The organism is Achromobacter veterisilvae, assembly GCF_037619525.1.
Taxonomy (GTDB): Bacteria; Pseudomonadota; Gammaproteobacteria; order Burkholderiales; family Burkholderiaceae_B; genus Achromobacter; species Achromobacter veterisilvae.
The window spans coordinates 2,326,675-2,348,348 of sequence record NZ_CP148753.1 but is presented as its reverse complement, the minus strand read 5'-3'; the positions used below and the strand labels follow the sequence as shown (position 1 = coordinate 2,348,348).

Genomic DNA, 21,674 nt, shown 5'->3' with positions numbered 1-21,674 from the left:
AACACGGAGACAAGAATGCAAGCAAATCGACGTTCCGCCATCAAGGCGGGATTGGCCCTGGCCGTGGCGGCGGCGGGCATGGCGGGTTCGCCTTCGCACGCCAGGGACGAGGCCGCCGGCGCCTATCCCGCCAAACAGGTGACTTTCCTGGTGCCTTATGCCGCCGGCGGCCCCACCGACCTGATAGCGCGTCAGCTTGCCTTCGGCCTGGGCAAGCTGTGGGGGCAGCCCGTGGTGGTCGAGAACCGCACCGGAGCCAGCGGCATCGTCGCCCTGACGGCCTTGGCGCGCGCGCCGTCGGACGGCTATACGCTGGGTATCATGGTGTCTCCGGTGACGGCCATCGCGCCGCTCACGCAACCCAACTTCCGCTATGACGTGACCCAGGACTTCACGGCGGTATCCGCTCTGGTGGACTACGCCCTGGTCCTGCTCGCCGGCCCGCAGACCAAGGCGGCCAACCTCAAGGAACTGGTGGAATTCGCCAGGCAGAACCCGACGGCCGTGACTTACGGATCCTCGGGCCTGGGCGGCACCAACCATCTTGCCGGCGAACTGTTCTCGCGGTCGGCCAACGCGCCCATGCTGCACGTGCCCTACAAAGGGAATGCGCCGGCGCTCAACGATGTCATGGCGGGGCAGGTCAGTTTCGTTTTCGCCCAGACCGATGCCGCCATCGGCCTTGCCAAGAGCGACAAGGTGCGCGCGCTGGGCATCACCTCGCGGGAACGCAACTCCGCGCTGCCCGACATTCCCACCATGGAAGAAAGCGGCTTCAAGGGCGTGGATGTCGGGGGCTGGACGGGCGTGATGGGTCCGGCGAAACTGCCGCCCGCGGTGTTGAAGAAACTGGAAGACGGCATTGCCGCAGTCAAGAAGACCCCCGAATTCAAGGAAAAGATGGAGTCGCTCGGCTTTGTGATCACCGGAACCTCTTCCGCCGCCTTCACCCAGCGCGTGCGCGCGGAACGGGACTTCTGGAAAGCGAAAATCACCGAAGCGAACATCCAGCTCCAATGAATCCGGGAAAACTCTTGTCCGTCGGGGACTTCGAGCGCGCGGCCAAGTCCGTCCTGCCGCGCGCGGTTTTCGGCTACGTCAACGGCGGCACGGAAGACTGCCACACGCTCGCCGCCAACAGGGACGCGTTCCGCTCGGTCCAGTTCCGCCCGCGCGGCCTGGTCGGGGTGGCCGACCGGACGCAGGCCGTCGAACTCTGGGGACGCCGGTACCGGCATCCCTTCGGGATTGCGCCGATGGGGGTGACGGCCATGTGCCGCCATCGCTGCGAATGGGACCTGGCCAAGGCAGCGTCGCACGCGGAAATCCCGTTCGTGCTGAGCGGCCTGTCCACGCTTGCGATGGAAACCGTGCGCAAGGCGGACGCCGATTTCTGGTACCAGGGTTACCTCCCCGGAGACAGGGAGGTCATTGAACCGCTCATGCGGCGGCTGCAAGCCAACGGCGTCGATGTCCTGGTCGTGACCATCGACACGCCCCTGGGCGCCAATCGCGAGAACAACCAGCGCAACGGCTTCACCATTCCATTCAAGTTCAGCCGCGGCCTGCTCTGGGACGGCATCCGCCATCCCCGCTGGTCCGCCAACGTGTTTGCCCGCACCCTGCTCTCCGACCGGGAAATACCGCGTTTCCGCAACGTGGTCGCGGACGCGCGCGGCTACCGCATCACCGAGGAACCCAAGGGCGGCCTGCGCGGCGGCCGCGACCGGCTGGACTGGTCGCACCTGGCGTGGATGCGCGAAGCCTGGCCCGGCCGCATCGTCCTCAAAGGCGTGGCCCACCCCGGCGACGCGCAGATCGCCGAACGGATGGGGCTGGATGGCGTCATCGTCTCGAACCACGGCGGGCGTCAGCTCGACGGCGCGCAGGGGTCGCTCGATGCCCTGCCCGATGTGGTGGCGGCCGTCGCGTCCACGTTCCCCGTGATGGTCGACGGCGGCTTTCGGCGCGGCACCGACATCCTCAAGGCGCTCGCGCTCGGCGCGCGCATGGTGTTCCTGGGGCGTCCGTTTCTCTATGGCGCATCCGTCGCCGGACAAGCCGGCGTGGCGCGCGTCATCGACATTCTGGGAACCGAAATCGACCGCAACCTGGGCCTCCTGGGCTGCCGCGACGTGGCTGAACTGGGCAGCGACTTTATCGTGTCCCGCGGTTGACGGCGGCCGGCCCGCCTTGCCCGCGAACGAAAAAAAGCCCGTAAGAACCTTGGTTCTTACGGGCTTTCCGCATATCCGCCACGGCGAAGCGCCCCGGGTTCAGGCCGGAACGCTTCCCCAGCCGGCGCTAGAAGCGCGTCTGCAGATACAGCGAAGCCGCATGGCTGCTCAGGCCGGAGCCGAACTGGCCGCCATAGCCGACACCGAAGGACGTGGCTTCGCCGGCCTTGACTTCGGCAGCCAACTCCAGGGCCGCGCTATCGCGGGCCAACGGCACGCCGCTGATGTGGAAATTGCTGCCCTGCCCCTGGATAAACGCCAGGCTCCTGCGCTGATCCACATCGCCATCGGCGTGCACCCAGGCCAGGCTTCCCCGCAGCGCGGCGGGCTGCTTGAATAGCGTGAAGGACGTCGCCCCCCGCACGCCCAGGCTGCTGGTGAGGACCCCATCCCGCTGGCTCTCGCCCTTCAATGCGCCCGATCCGCCGCTTTCCTGGAAGGCGCCGGCGCGCTGCGAAGTCCAGGCGAGCTGCGCGTAGGGTCCGACGCGGGTGTCGTCATTGACGTGCACGTCATAGCCGAGCTCCGAGAACAATTGCATGCTGTTCACGCTGTAATCGGCCTTCAGGGACTGGCCGCCGGCCAGGTCGATATGGCGCGTCGAATCCACTTTGTGGTGGGTATACGCGGCCCCCACGCGCAGATTCATGCTGTTTCCGCCCAGATTCCAGCGCTTGCCGCCATAGAGCGCCGCGGTATAGCTTTCGGTGTTGGCGTGGGAAGACCGGTCGTCCACGGTGGTCTTGCCGTCGACATAGCCCAGCGCCCCGCCGACGCGCCAGCCGTCGGAGATCTCGACGTCGCCGCCGACCAACAGCCCGCCCTGGCGCGTCTTAGCCGACGCGGCCCCGGCTCCGTCGGCGCCAAGCCGGTATTCGCCGCCAAGCACCTGGGCCCACAACGGCGAACCCTGCGCGGGCGAGGCGCCGGCCCGTCCCAGGACTGCGCGCTGCACCAGGCTGGTCGACTGCAACAGCGCGGACTGCGTGCTGGCGTGGATCTCGCCGCTGAGCTGGTTCAGCGCGCTGGCGGGGCTCGAGGACACAAACGCGGCATCGGCGGCGCTGTTCATGCCGGCGACCGACAGCGCGCCATCCAGGGTATGGCTTTGATTCGAGGTCAGGCCCTGGCGCACGGCGGCGACCTTGGACTGATCGACCGAAAGGCTGACGAAGACATCCTTGCTGCCGTACTTGACGGGATCCAGGCGGACCAGCGTATTGGCGAAGCTGCTGTCCAGCCCGCTGCTGGCGAACGTGCCGACGACATTTCCGCCTACCGTCTGCAGAATGCGGTAGTCGTGGCCCAGGCGGTAGCCGCCGTTCCCGTTTTCCTGGGCGACGATCAGGTTCGTCGCGGAGATATCGACGTTGCCGGTGGAAGCCCTGATCAGGTCGGAAGCGCCCGCCGCGTTGACTTCGGCCTTGTAGGTGCTGCCGAAATTGCTGATGGAGCCGTAGGTCTGCACGCCGATCGAGTTGCCCGGGCTGAGGGTCGCGCCGGCGGCATTGACGTCTCCGCGGACACTCAGGTTGCCGCCAAGAACGGACCCGCTGGAAGCGGTCACATTGCCCTGGACGACGATGGGGGCCCCGACCGATCCGCCCGCCAGCGTGGCGCTGTTGCTCAACGCCACATCGCCGCCGATGGAACTTCCCTGCGTCTTGCTGAAGAGGAAGTTCGAACCATCGCCGCTCACGCCGCCCGCGATCTGTGCCGTCCCCTGGAATACAAAGGCGGCGCCGGTGCTGCCCGAGACGGACTGCCCGATCACCAATGGCCCCTGGAACGTCATCTGCGCGCCGCCGGAAGCGGCCACGTTGGACTGCAGCGTCGTCGGACCGGAGAAGCTCATGGTGGCGCCGGTATTCACGACATTGCCCGCCACCGAGGTATTGCCGTGGAAGACGGCCTGCCCGCCTTCAGCCACGGACACGCCGCCGCCGATGGTCGCGCCGTTATTGAACACGATCGTGGCGTTCTGCGCGCCCGACACGTTGCCGCTGATCGGCGCTCCGCCATTATCGACGAACTGCCCCCCGGCTTCCGTGGTCGCGTCATTGATGCCGCGCACCAGGCCGCTCCAGTTGGCCCCGGCCTCGACCGTGAAATTGGTGGTGCCGGCGCGGCTGCCCGACTCCGACAGGCCGTCCAGGTCCACGACGTCGCCATAGGCCGACGAGCCGGCGGACAACGTCAGATTCACGATGCCGTCCATGCCGGCTTCGTTGCGGTTCACCTGCAGCAGGACGCCATTGTTGCGCGTCGCGTCCGTACCGCTGCCCAGGACGATCTGCTGTACCTGCTCGGCCGAATTCAGGTTGGACACCAGCGACGCGCCGGCCGACTCCAATCGCGTGTTGACCAGGTTGACCGTGCCACTGTCGTTGATGACGATGCCGTCGCCCTTTTTCGAGATCAGCGTCGAATTCTGCGCCTGGAAGCTGCTCCCGTAATTGACCTCGGCGGCGACGGCGCGGTCTCCCTTGACCGTCACCGAACTGTCATAGAGTTCCACCGTGCCGGAGGTGAGGCTGTCGCCCACCGCGCCGCCGACCTTCGCGCCGACGCTATCGGCGCCATGCGTGACCAGCGTCATGTTGCGCGCGCTGATCGTGCCGTTCCCCACGCCCTGCGTCCCGCCCACGGCCACCAGCCCGTTGGCCGTCTCGTAGGGGCTGTTCGCGTTGGGATTGCCGGCCACGTCGATATTGGCGCCGTTCAGCGTGACCAGGCCGCCCTGGTAGGCCCAGATCGCATCGCCGACGCTGCCCGAGGTGCGCACGACGACATTGGACGCGTCCACCGTGGAACCCGCGCCGCTTGCGTACAGGCCGTAGGCCATGAAGCCATTGGTCTGCACGCTCGCGTCCTGCAGCGTGATCTCGCCGCCATTGGTGGCGTAGGCGCCGTAGGCGCGCTGGCCTTGCGTGGAGATCGCCGTGCCATTGGCCACACTGATCGTCGACCCCGCGCCATCCGCCGTCAACGCGTAGGCTCGCGAACCGTCGCCGTCCTGCGCATCGCGGCCTTTGGTATTGGCCGTACTGATACTGCCGCCGCTGATGGCGATGCTGCCGCCCGCCTGGGCGCGCGCCCCGTAACCGTAGAGCCCGTTGGTCTCGACCGATACGCCGGTCGCCGCGATCGACGAGTTCAGGCCGTCGGCGAGCATGCCGTACGCCTGGTTGCCGTTGACGACGAAGGTGTCGCCATTCAGGGTGAGGCTGCCGCCGTTCTGCGCCGTGGCGCCGTGCGCGTTCGCGCCCTGCGTCGTGATCGAAGAGCCGGTGCTGTCGACCGTGCTGCCGTAGGCGGACGCCAGGCCCGACGCGTAATCGCCTTGCGTCGCGATCGACACCGACTGCAGCGTGATCTCGCCTGCCGTGGGTTCGGAGGAGTCGCCCGCCACCACTCCCGCGGCGCCCGCGCCCGTGGTCGAAATCGTCGTATTCTGCAGCGATACCTGGCCGGCGCCCAGACTGCCACCGTACGCTCGGATCCCGGCGGCCCCCACGCCTTCCGTCTGGATATCGCCCCCCAGGTAAGAGAGGGTCGCGCCGTTGAAGACTTCCGCCCCGAAACTGCCGGCGCCGTGCGTCGTAATGGAGGTGTCCTGGGCCTCGACCGCGGCGCCCTTGTTGGCCGCCTGGATCCCGACGGCGTAGCTGTCGCCCAGCGTTTCCACCGAGACCCCGTCCAGCGTGATGCGGGTCAGTTGCTCCGGGTCGTTGGGCGTGCGGTAAGCCACGATGGCATGGCCGAAATGGTTGGCCGTGGTGACCTGCACGCCAACCGCGTCGATAGACCCGCCGTCGTTGGCCTGCAGGCCGACGGTGCGCTTGCTGCCCTCCACCGATACGGTTCCGCCATTCAACCTGACGTTGCCGCCGCCGGAAGCGCCCACGCCGGCGGTGAACGCGTGCGCGTAATCCGTCCCGTTATTGGTCGAGTACGCCGAGACCGAAATCGTGGCGTTGTTCAACGTCGCGGAAGCACCCGCGCCCGTGGCCAACACGGCCCGGCCGTTCTGCCCGGTCGGGCTGTCCAGGTTGTTGGTGATCATCAGGTTATCCAGCACCGCCTGGCCGCCGGCGCTGATCTTCAGCAGGTCGTACGCCCCGCCGGAAATGATGCTGGAATCGCCCGTCAGCACGCCCCCCGACACGACATTCAACGCGCCGTTGACGGTTTGCGAGCTGATGTCCTGGGCGCTGTCCACCGTGGTCTGCCCGCTCGTTTCCGATGCGTAGCCGAACGCCCCCGTCAGCGCGACGACCAAGGCCGTCCGCTGCATGCGTCTTGACTGAAGTCTTGATTTCACCGTTTTCTCCATTGATGCGCTTGGGCCGGGAACTGTTCGCCGGACACCGTGCTGAAAGCCTTGCCGGCCGCGTCCCCACGCGATGCCGGGTGACCACCTGATGTCAGGTGCGACGAAACTTGTGTTTGAATTCAAATCACAAATGTGTTACTTCGGGACGTGCGCGGACAACAACCGTGCCGCGCCCGGCTAGTCGTTAGCGAAAATTGCGCTCAGCTTCTCCAAATGCTCCAGCGCCTGGCCGCAGCCTTTCACGACACAGGTCAGGGGGTCATCGGCCACGAAGACGGGCAATCCCGTCTCTTCCTGGAGCAATCGGTCCAGGCCGCGCAGCAGGGATCCCCCCCCGGTCAGCGCAATGCCGCGTTCGGTAATGTCGGCGCCGAGTTCCGGCGGGGTCTGTTCCAGGGCGATCTTCACCGCCGATACGATCTGGTTCAGCGGATCCGTCAAGGACTCCAGAATCTCCGCGGACGACACGGAAAAACTGCGCGGCACGCCCTCGGCAAGATTGCGCCCGGTGACCTCCATCGTTTTCAGTGGCGCTCCGGAATAGGCGGCGCCCACTTCCTTCTTGATCAGTTCGGCGGTGGGCTCGCCGATCAGCATCCCGTAGTGGCGCCTGATGTAGTTGACGATCGCCTCGTCGAACTTGTCTCCGCCGACCCTGACCGATCCCTTGTAGACCATGCCGCCCAGCGAGATGACGGCCACTTCCGTCGTGCCCCCGCCGATATCGACCACCATCGATCCGGACGCTTCCGCCACATCCAGGCCCGCCCCGATCGCTGCCGCCATCGGCTCCTCGATCAGATAGACGCGCGACGCTCCCGCGCCCAGCGCGGACTCCCGGATCGCCCGCCGCTCCACCTGGGTCGACCCGCAGGGAACGCAGACGATGATGCGCGGGCTGGGCGCGAACAGGCTTCTCGAATGGATCATGCGGATGAACTGCTTGAGCATTTGCTCGGTGACCGAAAAGTCCGCGATGACGCCGTCCTTCATCGGCCGGATGGCCTCGATATTCCCCGGCACGCGCCCCAGCATCTGCTTCGCGGCCTGGCCGACTGCCTGGATGACCCGCTTTCCCATCCCGGATCCGTCGTCCCGGAGGGCGACGACGGACGGTTCATTCAGCACTACTCCTCTTCCTCGCGCATAAATCAGGGTATTCGCCGTGCCTAGATCGATCGCCAGATCCGTTGCGAATCTATGACGGAGAAATTGCATCATCGCCGGTTCTCACTAGCGGGCGAGGCCAGGCAGATGAAGCACATTCGGGTAGAGCGCGGTCAGCGTCAGCATGTCCGAAACGAACGCCATCTCCATCAGGATGAGCAAGAGCGGAATGACGTAGTTGGACAGTACGGAGATGCCGAGCCCCACCCGCAAGGCCAGGCGCTTGCCCGGCCACATCGGGAAATACTCTTTCATCTCGAGCTGCGCCTGGAGATAATCCGAGCGCGAGTGCGCCTCCTTGCCGGAGGTCAGCGCGGCATATTCCTGGTGATACTCTTCCAGCCGCACTTCCGAACCCCCCGCCATGTACCGGGTCAGGCGACGGCTCAGGTCCTTGAGGGAATCGCCCTCCTGATTGAGCTTGTCGGCCCGCAGTTCGAAGCCGGCCTTGCCCGCGATCACGGTGAACACCAGGATACCGACGGCCAGCAGGACCTGGACCATCGCCATCACGGCGGGACTGAAGCCCAGCGTAATGGGGGAGTTCTGGAGCAGCGGAATGATCATCAGCCCCACCGCGAACATCATCGAGGTGAAAAGCCGGAATCGATAGGAACGTCGCAGGCGGACGGACGCGTTGTAGCGGCACTTCTGGGAAATGCGCATGCGCAGCAACAGCGTCTCCGCCTCCGTGCGCGGCCGTATAAGCTCATTGATCGGCGTTAGCACGTCTTCTTGCATGGAGGTGATGTCGGCGGTGTCTTTCATGGATCCGAATCGTCGTGGTTTGGGAATGCCTGACTTCCTGAATGCATCGGAAGCTTCGAAAAAATCCGCCAGACCCGACACATTGGCGGGCCTGACATTGTCGGAAGCGAACAAGCGACCAAGGCGAGGAATCTGCATTCGTTTCGCGGGGTGGTTACTGGCCGGAGAGACTCAACGTCCCTCCGGCGATTGCTTTGAATGACGACTGCCGATCAGAAGCGGACTTTCATGAACAGCGAACCGGCATTGTCGGTATTGCCGCTGCCGAACTGGCCGTCATAGCTCAGCCCCAGGGCAAAGTTCTTGTCCAGGCCGACTTCACCGCTCAGCCCTACGACCGCGGCGTTCTTGGCTATCGGCGAACCGTAGACCGAAAACGCGCTGCCGCCGCCCTGGACGAACGACATCGAACGCGAGGGATCGCGATCGCCCGTGGCATGGCGCCAGCCCACATGGCCTCGCAGCGTGAACGGATTGGTCTTCCCGGGGTAGACCAGCGCCGTGCGCAGACCCAAGGTGTAGGTGCCGAGGTCCTCGCGCGACGAGCCCGCCTTCAACGCGGCGTCTCCGCCCGACTCGTCAAAGCCGCGCAGGCGCTGTTTGAACCAGGCGACGTTCACATACGGCTCAACCGAATAGTTGTCACCCAGCGCAATCGCATAGCCCAGATCGCCGAAGAGCTGCCAGGTCGATCCGTTGTAGTCGGCGTCCAGGTCCTGCGAACCGGCCAGGTCGACCGTGCGGCTGGTGTCGATGTTGTGCCGCGTGTAGCCGCCGCCCACCAGCAGCTTCAGGCTGCCCGGGCCGGCCTTCCAGGCGTTGCCGCCATACAGCATCATCGTGTAGTTGTTGACGCTGCCGTCCGAGTTGCGGTCGTTGAGCTTGAAATCGCCGCTGCTGACGCCAGCCGCGGCGCCGAGACGCCAGCCGCCGCCGATGGCCGCGTCGCCGCCCACCAGCAGCCGGGTGGTCGAATAGCGCGTGGATGCGGCATTGCCGTCATCGTTCGTCGTCATTCCCGCCGCATTGAAACTCGCCCACAAGGGATAGGCGCCGCTGACCGGCATGGCATCCGGCGAAGCCGCGTCGGTCGAGGCGGTCGGCTGGCCGGGCAGCATCTGCGCGCCCAGGTTTGCGCGCATCTGGCCCTGCATCGCCGCGCTGGTCGACAGCATGTCGTTAAAGAGAATGGACCGCACGCTCGCGTGGACTTCACCCGAAAGCTGGTCGAACGCGTTCCTGGGGTTGGCCGAGAAGAAGGCCTCGTCCACGCTCGCGTTGGAGCCGGCCAGCGTTGCCGAACCCAAGGCCGCCCCGCGTTGGTTGCGCGAGAAGCCGTAGTTCTTGATGGCCCCGGTGTCCGGCGCCATGCGGACGGCCACCGATTGCGGCGCATAGATCGTGCTCAGCGCAAGCAAGGGATAGGCCTGTCCGTCCCAGGACGTAGCCGTGAATTTCCCCTGCACGCCCGACGCCGCGGTGAGCACCGTGTAGTCGTGATTGAGAAGGACGCGGCCCACGCCGTTCTCGGGTTTGACCACCAGGCTGGCCTTGCTGATGTCCGCGCCGCCGCTGCCGGTGACTTCCACCAGGTCGGATTGGCCTTGGGCGTTGATTTCCGCCTGATAGACCGAGCCGGCCTGCCAATTGATGGCGTTCGTCGTGATCGCGCCGACGGAGTTGCCCGGGCGGATGATGGCGCCATTGCGGCCCGTCAAGGTGCCGCCGATCTTCCAGTTTCCGCCCAGGGTCGCGTTGTCCACGACAACGTCGCCACTGGCCGAGATCCGGTTATCGACCGTGCCGCCGCTCGAGACGGCATGATTGTCGATCAACAGCGAGCCAAGCGTGCTGCCGGCGGCGAAATGCAGGGTCTGATTGCCCCCCTCGGTCACGACTTCCCGCACGCCTTGCATGAGGCCGTCATACGAAGCCAACGCGCCCAGACGCACGTACGTGCCGCCGTCTCCGACCAGGTCCTGCTGAATGTCGACGATATTGCCCTTGGTGACCGAACCGTCCTTGAGATCCAGGTTCACCCGGCCATCCCGGCCTTCCTCGCTGCGTTCCACCTGCAGCAGCGTGCCGTTGTTCTGCACCAGCGTGGCGCCGCTGTCGATCGAGATGTTCTGGCGCTGTCCAGCGGTATCCAGGCGCGACGTCAGGCTGGCGCCGGTGGATCGGACGACGGAGTTCGCGATGCTCAGGTTCGCCGAATTCTCCAGCACGATGCCCGACGCGTTCTCGCCGCTCGCGCTCAGTGTGCTTCCGGAGATCTCGAGCGACGACACCGCCCTGTGGTGCCGGCTGACGACCGAGCCCACGCGGGCGGCTGCCGCGCCCGCGCCCGACGCGCTGACACGGCTGTCGGCCAGGCCGACCTGGCCGCCATCTTGCACCGACAGGCCCGAGGCTTGCTCGCCGGTCGTCGTGATGGTCGATTCCTCGATCAGCGCGACGCTCTTCCTTCCTTGCACCAGCACGGCGTCGCTGCGGTCGCCCGAAGTCGACACCGTGGCGCCGGACACCCAGGCCCCGGCTTCGTTGCGGTCGCGATCATGGCCACGGCGGCCGCGGCGGTCGTCGTTGTCCCGGGTGGTCCGCACGATCAAGGCGTTCGCGTCGTTGCCCGTCGCGTCGAGGGTCACGTCCTTCAGAAGCGCCAGGCTATTCTCGACCTTCACCGCCGCGCCGCCGTCGCCCAGCGCCGTGACCTGGCCGCCCAGCACCGCGGCGGTCGCCCCGCCGGAGACCGCGATGCCAACCCCGGGGGCCGGATCGCTGCGCCTTGTATAAATCTGCGTGTCGGTGCCGGCCTGCACCGTGGTGTTGATGGCCAGCAGGGTGCTGTCCCGGCCGTCGACACTGATGCCGATGGCATCGGCCGACACCGTCGACCCCAGCAGGGCCGCCCCGGCGCCCTTGCTGATGACCACCCCTTGGCTGTCCTGTCCGGTCGCCGCGATGTCGGTGCCAACCGTCCAGACCGAACTGCCCTTGCCGGAAACGTTTATGCCGCGCGCATCATCGCCCTGCGCCTGCACGTCGCCGCCCAGGACGAGGGCCTTGCCGCCCTTCGTGACATTCAATCCAATAGGGGATTCGGGCTGGTAGCGACCCCGGCCATAGATATTCTCCTGGGCCTGCGCCGAAATCTGGCTGTTCTTGGCAACCAGCAGGCTGCCGCTGCCCGTCACGGTTGCGCCGGCCACCGACCCGACCGCGACGCTGTCGGCCAGATAGGCGAAACCGGAAGACTTGATCTCCAGCGCCTGGCCATCCCGGCCGTTCGCGGTCAATTCGCTGTCGAGGATGAGGGCTCGGGCGCCCTCGCCGCTGACCGCCGCGGCGATGCCATTTTCCCCATTCGCCGACATTTCGCTGTCGGTAACGACCGCCAGGCCGCCGTTCTTGACCGACAGCGCCTTGCTGTCCTTGCCGGAGGCGGAGATTTTCAGATCGTCAGCGATAGCCTTGGAACCGCTGCCTTGCACCGACAGGCCGTCGGCGCTACGGCCGCTGGTGCCGATCTGGCTGCGCGACATCCGCAGTTCGGCGCCGCTGCCGACTGCCACGCCATCGCTGTCGCGGCCCGAGGTGCTGATGGAGCTGCGCGAAACATTGGCCTGCGCCTTGTCGGACAGGACGATGCCGCTGGCATCGGAGCCGGACGTGCGGACCTCCGTCTTGCGGACGCTCGCGTCGCTGCCGCGCCCATCCACACGGATGCCGGCGCTGCCGGAACCCGACGTCGACAGTTCGCTGTCGGTAACGACCGCCAGGCCGCCGTTCTTGACCGACAGCGCCTTGCTGTCCTTGCCGGTGGTGGAGATTTTCAGATCGTCGACGACAGCCTTGGAACCGCTGCCTTGCACCGACAGGCCGTCGGCGCTGCGGCCGCTGGTGCCGATGTGGCTGCGCGACATCCGCAGTTCGGCGCCGCTGCCGACCGCCACGCCATCGCTGTCGCGGCCCGAGGTGCTGATGGAGCTGCGCGAGACATTGGCCTGCGCCTTGTCGGACAGGACGATGCCGGTGGCCCCAGAGCCGGAAGTACGGATCTCCGTCTTGCGGACGCTCGCGTCGCTGCCGCGCCCGTCCACGCGGATACCGGCGCTGCCGGAACCCGACGTCGACAGTTCGCTGTCTTCAATCTCGACGTCGCCGCCACGGCTGACTTCAACCGCGCTGGAAGAGGCCCCGCGGGTACGGATTTCCGAGCGCTTCAGCTCCGCATCGGAATTCCGTCCGTCGACACGCAATCCGGCGGCGCTGGCCCCGGACGTCTTGATTTCGCTGCGGTCCACGCGCGCCTGGCCACCGTCGGTGACCTCGACGCCATCGGCGTTCGAGCCGCGCGTTTCGATTTCCGTCCGGTACAACGTGGCGCTGGAGCGATTGCCGTGTACCGCCACACCATCCGCGTCCCTGCCCTGGCTCTTGATCGAAACATTGCGCAACTCGACCGTGCCGCCCGACACCGCCTTCGCGACATCGCTGCCGTTGCCATAGGTTTTCAGTCGGGTGCCGTCCGCGCTGACCGTGGCGTTGCGGCCCGAGGCCTGGAGCGCGGGCGAATTTGAAGCCTGCGTGGTCACGCTGCCGCCTTTGAGCGACACCTCGGTCTCGCGGCCCCGGGAGTGGCGATTGTCATTGCTGGTCGCGCTGACGGCGGGTCCCTGCTGGACGTGGTGGCTATGCCGGCTCTTCCCATCGGCGGAGACATCGGTGTCCACCAGCTCGATCTTCCCGCCGTCGATGGCTTTCACCAGTTCGCCGGAGCGGCCCTCGACATCTACGCGCGACCCGCGGATCGAGCCCCCGTGCGTCGCGGTCAGGCTGGTGTAGTCCTTGCCCCGCTTCAGTGTGACCTTGTCGCGGCCCGAAGCCGTCACGTCACGGCTGGGCTCCGCATGGGCTTGCGGAAAGGCAAGCAACAAAGCAACCGTCAACGTGCTCAAAACAAGCGTCGGCGCGCTTCTCGACCAATTGATCCTTGACATCAAAGTCCCTCCCGAGCCCCTCGGGCTCATCAGCATGCTGTGACACAGATTGTGTTAAAAGTTTTCGAAACAGGCCGACGAATTTAATTTTTCTTATAAAAATCATTGACTTAAAAAAAATTCGCTTGATCCAACAAGTTTCGTCGTGTTTAAATTATAAACACACTTGTGATTAATTGTGTGGGAGTTGCGGTGAAACCACGCGTGAAGATGATTTCCGAAGATCAAAGCACTGTCAGCGTTTCGGCGGCCTCCGATGGCGGGCTGCCGGAGGGTTGGCTGCCGCGCCATCCTCTTCCCGACGACGGCGCCAGCCGCGGCCTTCGCCAGCGCGCAAGGGAGACGGCGTTCCCGCTCCTTGGCGGCCAAGGTTCCAACATCAGCTATTTCGCGGTGGGGGACGTGGACAGCCAGCGTCAGGTCGAGAGCCTCAGGCTCCTGGGATTCGACGTAAAGATATGTTCCGACAGGCTATGGGCCGGTCTGGAGACCCTCGAGCCTGGGGGAATCCCGATCGTCGTGCTCCATGCAAGTCCCGCCACGGCCCTGCTGGGCGTCGCGCGCCTGCGATCGCTGCTTCCTTCGGCCTGGTTGATTGTGACTTCAGAGTTCCCGGACAAGGTCTCTCGCGTCGCGGCGATGCTGGCGGGAGCGGATACGTGCGCCGACGCCTCGCTGGACTCTCTGGAATTGGCCGCCACCGTTTTGGCCGCGGCCCGAAGACGGGAACCACGGCAGGGAATGCGCAAAGCGGCGCCGCAGGCCGCAGAGGCCCGCCAATTCAAGGCATGGAACCTGACCAATGACGGCTGGACGCTCAATTCGCCCAACGGCACGGCAATCGAGCTGAATCAGATAGAGCGGGAAATCATGCGGGACCTCATCGAAAAGTCCGATAGGCCGCTTATGCGTTCCAGCCACGCCGCCAACGGCGTGAACGACCGCGTGAGCCGCAACCTCGATGTTGCGGTCAGTCGATTGCGAAAAAAAGCCGCTGAGCACTCTATCCGTCTTCCGATCAAGAGCATTCGCGGCGTCGGCTACGTCTTCGTCGCTGAAGAGCCTTTCTAGCCCCGGTTCGGACCACCGATGCGCGCGGCCTGTTCGTCCGCGACCGTTTTGTCCGTTGGCCTGGACACGCATCCGGGGCGGATTCTAATCCCCTCCGAAGTCAGGATCGTGCCGGTGGGTCATGTGGTCTGCGAGTTTCTCGATCCTGTCGTTCAGCAGGCCCATGGATTCAATGCAGAGCGATAAAAGCTCATCCACCTGCATATGATTGATAAGGACGTCGTTCGATTGCCCGCCCTCTGGAACGCCGTGTGTCTTGAGCAGCACCAGCAGCGATGCGACTCCGCAAGCCAAATTGCGGGTTGTCTCCAGCGTCTGCAACAATGGAACAGCATCCAATTTTTTTCGGCTGGCTGCTTCATAGGTTGCGCGGTCAAACCGCCCTCCACGAGGCTCACCAAACTCATCGCCAATTCCCATATTTCCCACCGTTACTTTATTACCGTTAATTTCAATGTCCGGCAAGGAAGAGGCGCGCGGTGTCCCTGACAACCATCCCTCATGGTTGAGGAATAGCCGGCGGCGATACCATTAACCCCCGCTCCCGTCTCGACAACAGTCCCCTTCCGCCCAACCACCATGTTCTAAACACAATTGTGTTTGTATTCTTTTTTAAATTCTCGCACAATACCTTATTTCTAGACTATATTTACCTAAGTGCTTATCAGCATCAGGATTAAGTGAATACAAAAAATACTTCACTTGTGTTAGTCAGGCGCGTATGATGGGGATGCACGGAACGCGGCCTCGGGAAGAGGATGACTTTTATGTCAATTCTTCCGCCAGGCCAGGGCATGGCAATGTGGCCGCTGCGCCGCCGGTGAAGACGCGTTGACTAAAGTAACAGCCGCTTTTCAGCCTGCCGAATGCGTTGCACGCGGCAATTTGTTGGCCGAAACATCCCGAGGCAGGCACACAGACGGCCTCGGTTTTATTAGAACTGTTTAAAGCCCGGGCGAGATATTGCCATGGCAGTCGAAACCGCTCTACAGGGCCCGATGCCCCTCCCGGCCATTCGCTGGCCGGCTGGACTCCGACTATTGTGATATACCGTCAAGGCGACGGATGCGCGTGCCCGGCCTGGGGACGATCAGGCACGGAACAGATCTGCCCTGCGCCGAGGCAAAGTCCCCGATCATTGAAACCTTGGATACTGCCCAAGAGGAGCCGGATAAATGCGCCGATGGCAGCCGCCGTATACGGCCGCCTGTTCCAGGGGGAATATAGGTGAAACCCCCAAGGCCCAAGAGTATTGAATACTCCTGGGATTCCCCGGGCGGTTCATGCGAGCAATTTCAAAGGAAACGGTGTCGCCAATATTAGGAAATTTATTTTTGGCAGGCGCACGAAAAATACGGCATTCGTAAACGGCAACTAGCGTTTATGCTGGCAAGCTTGAATATACGTTGCAACCATGCTCGAGAGAATTTTCTTCTCGGATGCGCTCAGGGACAAGTATTCCTCAAGGCTCACTTCCCTGAACGGCCAACGCACCGGCGAACTGTCCAGGGGATTCCTGGATGCCTTTCTTGCGGTGGCGCCGTCTGCTCCAGGCCCTTCGTCCCCATGGCTCAGCCAGCCCGGACTTACCTTCAGCGCCTGAGCAAGGCCGACCAACGCCTGGCCGGAAGGCTCAACTCTCTGCCCGCTCTCATAATTGCCGATTGCGCTCTGCGTGAGGCCACTGGCGAGTGCCAAGTCCTTTTGTGTCCATCCAAGACGCAGCCGCATTTTCCGCACTCTATTGCCGAAGGTATCCACAGTTCTAGTTCTTTTCCATTCGCAGATCGCCGCATAAGATGCAGGCAAGCCATTTCAATTTTAATCTCAATCTTAGCTAACTAAAGCCCCTCCAACGCGACCGCGAGGAATAAGTTAAGAAATGTTTCTCTTTGAATCCTTTTGAATATCTCTATTAACGCGGGCGCCTTATCGGCCACAGCAGTTAAACATATTCGGCGGTATATATCATATGAAACGGCGCGACTTATTCAATTTTAAGCTTAGATCGCAACATTTCATCGCAATGATACAAATTGTGACGTACTATTGAGCCACGGAGGAGCCCTGTCCGGCATGGCGATGGCGAAGCCTTGCACGGCGGACACGCCTCCACCGGCCCTGGCCAGATTCAACTCCGCCTCATTTTCTATCCCTTCGACCACCACGCAAGGGCTGCAACTGGCACACAGCTTGATCAGCGCCTGAAATCGCCGCCCCCCCTCTTTTGATTGCGCGGCCCGCTGCAACATCAAACGGTCGATTTTTATGATGCACGGAGAGGCTTCCAGCAGGAACGCCAAGGTGCAGTTACCCACTCCCACATCATCAAGCGCAACTCTTACGCCCGCCTTGCGCAATCGCAAAATCAAACCCAGCGATTTTCTTAAATCCCGCAGCACCCCGGTCTCTGTTATCTCAATGATGAGACGCGCGGCAACAGAGGGGCGCGACTGCAAAAAATCCATCACCTCGAACCACCATGGATCCGGATAAAAGGAAAACGCCGACACATTACATGCCAGGTGCCGCGTCGGATGCGCCTCCAGCACCTCGATCGCTGTCCAGACGATGCTACGATCCAGTAACCAGGCAATCCCCAGCCTTTCCAGGGCGATAGCGATCTGCCCGGGCCCGCCCACGGCGGGACGAAGCAACAACTCGTCGTACAGGACCGAAGACAGATCCTGAATAAGGACCACGGGCTGGAACGCCAACGGCAACTGGCCGGTTCGAAGGCTCTCCAGCAGATACGATGCCTTGGCCATGTCGTCACGAAATTGCCCAGCCCGCGCCGGCTCGCCGCTTATCCCCTCCGTTCCTGGAACTCCGGCCTCGTCCGCGCCGGACGGTATGGCGCCGCAAGGCCTGCCGGCACCAACGGACAAGAGTTCCGTGGCGATCAGCGGACATACCCACGAATCAGGCGTTATTTCGATTGGCATGCTAAGTGCCGTCCGCTGGCTCAGTTCGTAATTGAGGATGCCGTCAGCCAAGCCTTCCCACGTCTGGGCAGCATATCCCAAACTTACCGTCAGCACATCGTTCTCGCGCCAGACCGGAATCTCCGGCCCGCCCACAAGGGCCAGGCGCGTCCACAGCTCCCGCCTTACAGCGACGGCTACGTCGAGCCCATACGCGAGTTCAATGTCCCGTAAATTGACTATCCGGACTCTCAAATAGGGGCACGCATCCCACTGGGCATCGACCCGGCTCGTTTCTATCGACGGAATCATGGAGTACATCCCAAAGCGCAGCGAAGCTGATACATGGATCTACCTCAAGACCTTCCACGTCGATGAGGACGCCCCGATTCGTACTCAGGCCGTTTGCCGGATGTCCTGGCTGTGACCGACCGACCAATGCCGCACCTGATTCTTGAACATGAACGGTAAGCCAGCCGCGCGCGATCATGGGTGAGGGACCATAACCGCGCGCGGCAGCCTTCCAGGGCATACTGCCCTACACGTATGTGTTTTTATATTTAAACACAATCGTTGTACTCTGTGAGGCCTGCCGAAAAGAAAATTTCCACATCCGGGAATGGCAATGAACGGCAATACGCGCTAAATCAATATATGAATTCCGCTCAAGAAATAAAACCGTGCCGCGCCATTTAAAATGGCTCGCATTCCGCAATAAATATCCGCGATCAACCTATTTGTTTTTATTGATTTCGCGTTGACATTAATTACCCGAGCTTCAGGCAATATCTGAATCCTTGAAACTCAGGACGATCGCGCGACGCGCGGGATGGCAATACAACGAATTCGGCGAAACGGCGGCGGGCTCGCCGGGCGACAGAAAAAAGCCTCCACGCCGCGCCTTCGGCTTGCTGCCCCCCAAGGGGGCGCTTTTTGTCTTGGGGCGACAAAAAACCCGCATCCTCATAGGAGAGATGCGGGTTCTTTACTCTTCCAGGAGCGATCCCGGAACAAATTCTTGGTGCCGACGGCGAGACTCGAACTCGCACAGCTTTCGCCACTACCCCCTCAAGATAGCGTGTCTACCAATTTCACCACGTCGGCTGAACTGACCAGAAAAGCGTGCTTTCCTGGAAAGTCGAACATTCTATCACGCAAATCGGAATTCGGGTGAACCCAGCCAATCTCGCCACAGGAATCCCCTCTTTCCCCTTCGGGCGGCGGGACAGGCCGCTGGGCATCGAAGGGGCGGGTCTCGCTGCGCCCCCCTCACCTGGACGTCCGGATGCGCGGCCAGGAAGCGCCGCAGGCGCGGAATCAGCCTGCGCGCGCCGAACGCGGGCTGGGGGCCGATCCGAATATGCCTTTGCGAGAATCGCGCGCCAATGAAAAAGGCCGGCATGCGCCGGCCTTTTCGTGTGCTGTGGCTTACTTCGCGGGCGTTTCGGCCGGCTTGCCGCCTTCCGGAGCCGGAGCGGCGGGCGCTGCCGGCACCGAGGGCACCGACGCGTCGGGCTGGGCCGGCGCGGCCGGAACCGAACCGGCGCCCGGCACGGACGATGCGCCGGACGGAGCGGCGGGCACCGAACCCGGCACCTGCGGAACCGAACGGTCGGCCGGGAAGCTCTGCATCACGCCCGAATCGACGGCGGGGCCAGCCGAACCCTTGTGGCTGACGTAGGCCAGGCCGGCGGTGGACGCGAAGAAGACGACGGCGGCCCATTTGGTCGCGCGCGACAGGAAGTTCGCGGCGCCGGTGGCGCCGAACAGGCTGCCGGCCGAGCCGCTGCCGAAGGCGGACCCCATGTCGGCGCCTTTGCCCTGCTGCAGCAGGACCAGGACGATAATAGCCAGCGCCGAGAACACTTGGACGGCCAGCAGAAGTTTGAGCATCAAGGGCATTGCAGACTCCGGAACGGAAACTTAGATGGCGGCGATTCGCAAAAATTCTTCGGCCACGAGCGACGCGCCGCCGACCAGGGCCCCGTCGATATCAGTCATGGCGAACAAACTGGCAGCATTGGCAGCTTTTACGCTGCCGCCGTACAACACTTGCACCTGCCCGGCGCCCAGCGCGCGCAAGGCGGCGCGGATGGCGCCGTGGACTTCCTGCGCCTGCTCGGGGCTGGCGCTGCGGCCCGTGCCGATGGCCCAGACGGGCTCGTAGGCCAGGACCATGCGGGACACTTCCGCCGCGCCCAGGGCCAGCACGGGCTTGAGCTGGCGCTCGATGACGGCGAGGGTATTGCCCGCGTCGCGGTCGGCCAGGGATTCGCCGACACAGACCACCGGGGTCAGGCCGGCGGCCAGGGCGGCCTGGGCCTTGGCGGCAACGGCTTCGTCCGTTTCGCCATGCAGCACACGGCGCTCGGAATGGCCGGCCAGCGCCCAGCGGCAGCCGAACTCTTTCAGCATGGCGCCGGAAACCTCTCCGGTGTAGGCGCCCTTGCCGTGCGCGCTGACGTCTTGCGCCCCCCAGGACACGCTGCTTCCGGTCAGGGCCGAGGCGGCCTGCGCCAGATAGGGGAACGGAACGCAGACGCCGATTTCGCAGTGGCTCGCAGCATCCGCGGCACGCAGCTCCGTCAGCAACGCGGCGTTCTCGGCCAGGTTACCGTGCATCTTCCAGTTGCCCAGCACGAGGCGGGCGCGGTTTTCGACTGAAGTCATGGCGAATTGTCTAGAGAGGGGCCTAGAGGGATTGCGGGCGGCGGCAAGCGCCCACGGGCCTGCCTGGAAAAAATTCCAGGCGAAACCCGAGATTGTATCCTGTTGCGGGACGCTACGCCGAGCGGCCCGCGATTCTTACATTGTCAGGATGATTTTGCCGATGTTTTCACCGCTTTCCATCATGGCATGGGCGCGGGAGGCCTCGGCCAGCGGGAACGTCGCGTGCACGATGGGCTTGATGTCCCCTTTTTCAAGCAAGGGCCAGGCGTGCTCGCGCAGGGCGCGGGCGATGGCGCCCTTGAAGGCGACCGGGCGGGGACGCAAGGTGGAGCCGGTGATGGTCAGGCGGCGGCGCATGACCTGGGCCGTGTCCACATTGGCGTGCGAACCGCCCAACTGGGCGATGATGACGATGCGGCCGTCGTCGGCCAGGCACTGCATGTCGCGGGCGATGTAGTCGCCGGCCACCATGTCCAGGATCACGTCCACGCCGCGCCCGCCGGTCGCATCCAGCACTTCCTTCACGAAGTCCTGGGTCTTGTAGTTGATGCCGCGCTCCGCGCCCAGGGCTTCCACGGCGCGCGCCCGGTCGTCGCTGCCGACCGTGGCGTAGACCTTGTGGCCCATGGCGCGGGCTAGCTGGATCGCCGTGGTGCCGATGCCGCTGGCGCCGCCGTGCACCAGCAGGGCCTCGCCTTCGGACAGGCGGCCGCGGTCGAACACGTTGCTCCAGACGGTGAAATAGGTTTCCGGCAGGCCCGCGGCCTCGATGTCGGACAGGCCCTTGGGTATGGGCAGGCATTGCGCGGCGGGCGCGACGCAGTATTCCGCGTAGCCGCCGCCCGCCACCAGGGCGCAGACCTTGTCGCCCACGGCGAAGCCGCTGCCGGCCAGGTCGCCGCCGACGATCTCGCCGGCCACTTCCAGGCCCGGCAGGTCCGAGGCGCCGCGCGGCGGGGCGTAGTTGCCCTTGCGCTGGAACACGTCGGGGCGGTTGACCCCGGCGGCGCTCACTTTGATCAGAACTTCACCCGCGCCGGTTTCCGGCGTGGGACGCTCCACGGGAACCAGGACCTCGGGGCCACCAGGGCGAGAGATTTCTACGGCGTGCATCGCGTGCCTCCTTTGCAGCAAATGGATTATTATTGCGCCCTTTGCTGCGGATCGCGTCCGCTTCGGGCAGATTGTTTGCCAGATGGCCGGATTGCCGGACAATACGCGGTCAAGGCAGTACCCGGAAGCGTGGCAGAGTGGTCGATTGCACCGGTCTTGAAAACCGGCAACGGGCAACCGTTCGTGAGTTCGAATCTCACCGCTTCCGCCAGAACAAGAACAAAATCAACGGCTTGCGGGATTGGCATGCCGATCGCCGCCATCTCCCTGGGCTGCCGGCACTGTCCATCGCGCGCCGCCCGGCCCATCTTCTCCTATTTTTGCGCCCCCGACAGCCTGCCGCCGCCAGGCGGCGCCTCGTTTCGCCCCAGAGCGCACGCCAGGC

At 64.0% G+C, this 21,674-nt stretch carries 13 protein-coding genes and 2 tRNA genes; 4 read left to right on the top strand and 11 right to left on the bottom strand.

Translation table 11 applies throughout. The annotated features are described in order from the left end of the window. Window positions 1–15: 15 nt before the first annotated feature. Window positions 16–1,020: a tripartite tricarboxylate transporter substrate binding protein gene (locus WHX56_RS10845; protein ID WP_338881193.1), complete on the top strand. Its 1,005-nt coding sequence runs from the start codon at window positions 16–18 to the stop codon at window positions 1,018–1,020. A 14-nt stretch (window positions 1,021–1,034) separates the two neighbouring features. Next, complete coding sequence (locus tag WHX56_RS10840) at window positions 1,035–2,177, top strand: alpha-hydroxy acid oxidase (RefSeq protein WP_338881192.1); 1,143 nt, start codon at window positions 1,035–1,037, stop codon at window positions 2,175–2,177. Window positions 2,178–2,304: 127 nt separating this feature from the next. Here the strand turns inward: WHX56_RS10840 and WHX56_RS10835 are convergent, their stop codons facing one another. The 4 genes from WHX56_RS10835 to WHX56_RS10820 all read right to left on the bottom strand — a co-directional run bounded on the left by WHX56_RS10835 (window position 2,305) and on the right by WHX56_RS10820 (window position 13,403). Then, on the bottom strand, window positions 2,305–6,561 hold the full coding sequence (locus tag WHX56_RS10835) for an autotransporter domain-containing protein (RefSeq protein ID WP_338881191.1): 4,257 nt from the start codon (window positions 6,559–6,561) through the stop codon (window positions 2,305–2,307). 189 nt (window positions 6,562–6,750) lie between these two features. Beyond that, on the bottom strand, window positions 6,751–7,794 hold the full coding sequence (locus WHX56_RS10830) for a rod shape-determining protein (RefSeq protein WP_338881190.1): 1,044 nt from the start codon (window positions 7,792–7,794) through the stop codon (window positions 6,751–6,753). 12 nt (window positions 7,795–7,806) lie between these two features. Next, window positions 7,807–8,508: an SLATT domain-containing protein gene (locus WHX56_RS10825; protein ID WP_165360085.1), complete on the bottom strand. Its 702-nt coding sequence runs from the start codon at window positions 8,506–8,508 to the stop codon at window positions 7,807–7,809. A gap of 212 nt (window positions 8,509–8,720) precedes the next feature. Then, complete coding sequence (locus WHX56_RS10820; RefSeq protein ID WP_338881189.1) at window positions 8,721–13,403, bottom strand: autotransporter domain-containing protein; 4,683 nt, start codon at window positions 13,401–13,403, stop codon at window positions 8,721–8,723. A 318-nt stretch (window positions 13,404–13,721) separates the two neighbouring features. On the opposite strand from WHX56_RS10820, the gene WHX56_RS10815 reads away from it, so the two are divergent. Beyond that, complete coding sequence (locus tag WHX56_RS10815; RefSeq protein WP_338881763.1) at window positions 13,722–14,582, top strand: winged helix-turn-helix domain-containing protein; 861 nt, start codon at window positions 13,722–13,724, stop codon at window positions 14,580–14,582. Window positions 14,583–14,666: 84 nt separating this feature from the next. Here WHX56_RS10815 and WHX56_RS10810 read toward each other — a convergent pair whose 3' ends face one another. The 7 genes from WHX56_RS10810 to WHX56_RS10780 all read right to left on the bottom strand — a co-directional run bounded on the left by WHX56_RS10810 (window position 14,667) and on the right by WHX56_RS10780 (window position 21,289). Beyond that, window positions 14,667–15,047, bottom strand: coding sequence for a hypothetical protein (locus WHX56_RS10810; RefSeq protein ID WP_129239641.1), 381 nt, complete (start codon window positions 15,045–15,047; stop codon window positions 14,667–14,669). A gap of 909 nt (window positions 15,048–15,956) precedes the next feature. After that, the gene (locus WHX56_RS10805) at window positions 15,957–16,322 is read right to left on the bottom strand and encodes a helix-turn-helix domain-containing protein (protein WP_279636180.1); all 366 of its coding nucleotides are present in this window, start codon (window positions 16,320–16,322) and stop codon (window positions 15,957–15,959) included. A gap of 278 nt (window positions 16,323–16,600) precedes the next feature. Continuing rightward, complete coding sequence (locus WHX56_RS10800) at window positions 16,601–17,818, bottom strand: EAL domain-containing protein (RefSeq protein WP_338881188.1); 1,218 nt, start codon at window positions 17,816–17,818, stop codon at window positions 16,601–16,603. Window positions 17,819–18,525: 707 nt separating this feature from the next. Further along, window positions 18,526–18,610, bottom strand: a tRNA-Leu gene (locus WHX56_RS10795). A 324-nt stretch (window positions 18,611–18,934) separates the two neighbouring features. After that, window positions 18,935–19,408: a preprotein translocase subunit SecG gene (gene secG, locus WHX56_RS10790; protein ID WP_338881187.1), complete on the bottom strand. Its 474-nt coding sequence runs from the start codon at window positions 19,406–19,408 to the stop codon at window positions 18,935–18,937. A gap of 21 nt (window positions 19,409–19,429) precedes the next feature. Further along, on the bottom strand, window positions 19,430–20,176 hold the full coding sequence (gene tpiA / locus WHX56_RS10785) for a triose-phosphate isomerase (RefSeq protein WP_129239644.1): 747 nt from the start codon (window positions 20,174–20,176) through the stop codon (window positions 19,430–19,432). A 135-nt stretch (window positions 20,177–20,311) separates the two neighbouring features. After that, the gene (locus WHX56_RS10780; protein WP_338881186.1) at window positions 20,312–21,289 is read right to left on the bottom strand and encodes an NAD(P)H-quinone oxidoreductase; all 978 of its coding nucleotides are present in this window, start codon (window positions 21,287–21,289) and stop codon (window positions 20,312–20,314) included. Between the two features lie 123 nt (window positions 21,290–21,412). Between WHX56_RS10780 and WHX56_RS10775 the strand changes: the two genes are divergently transcribed. Then, a tRNA-Ser gene (locus WHX56_RS10775) sits at window positions 21,413–21,500 on the top strand. Window positions 21,501–21,674: the final 174 nt, after the last annotated feature.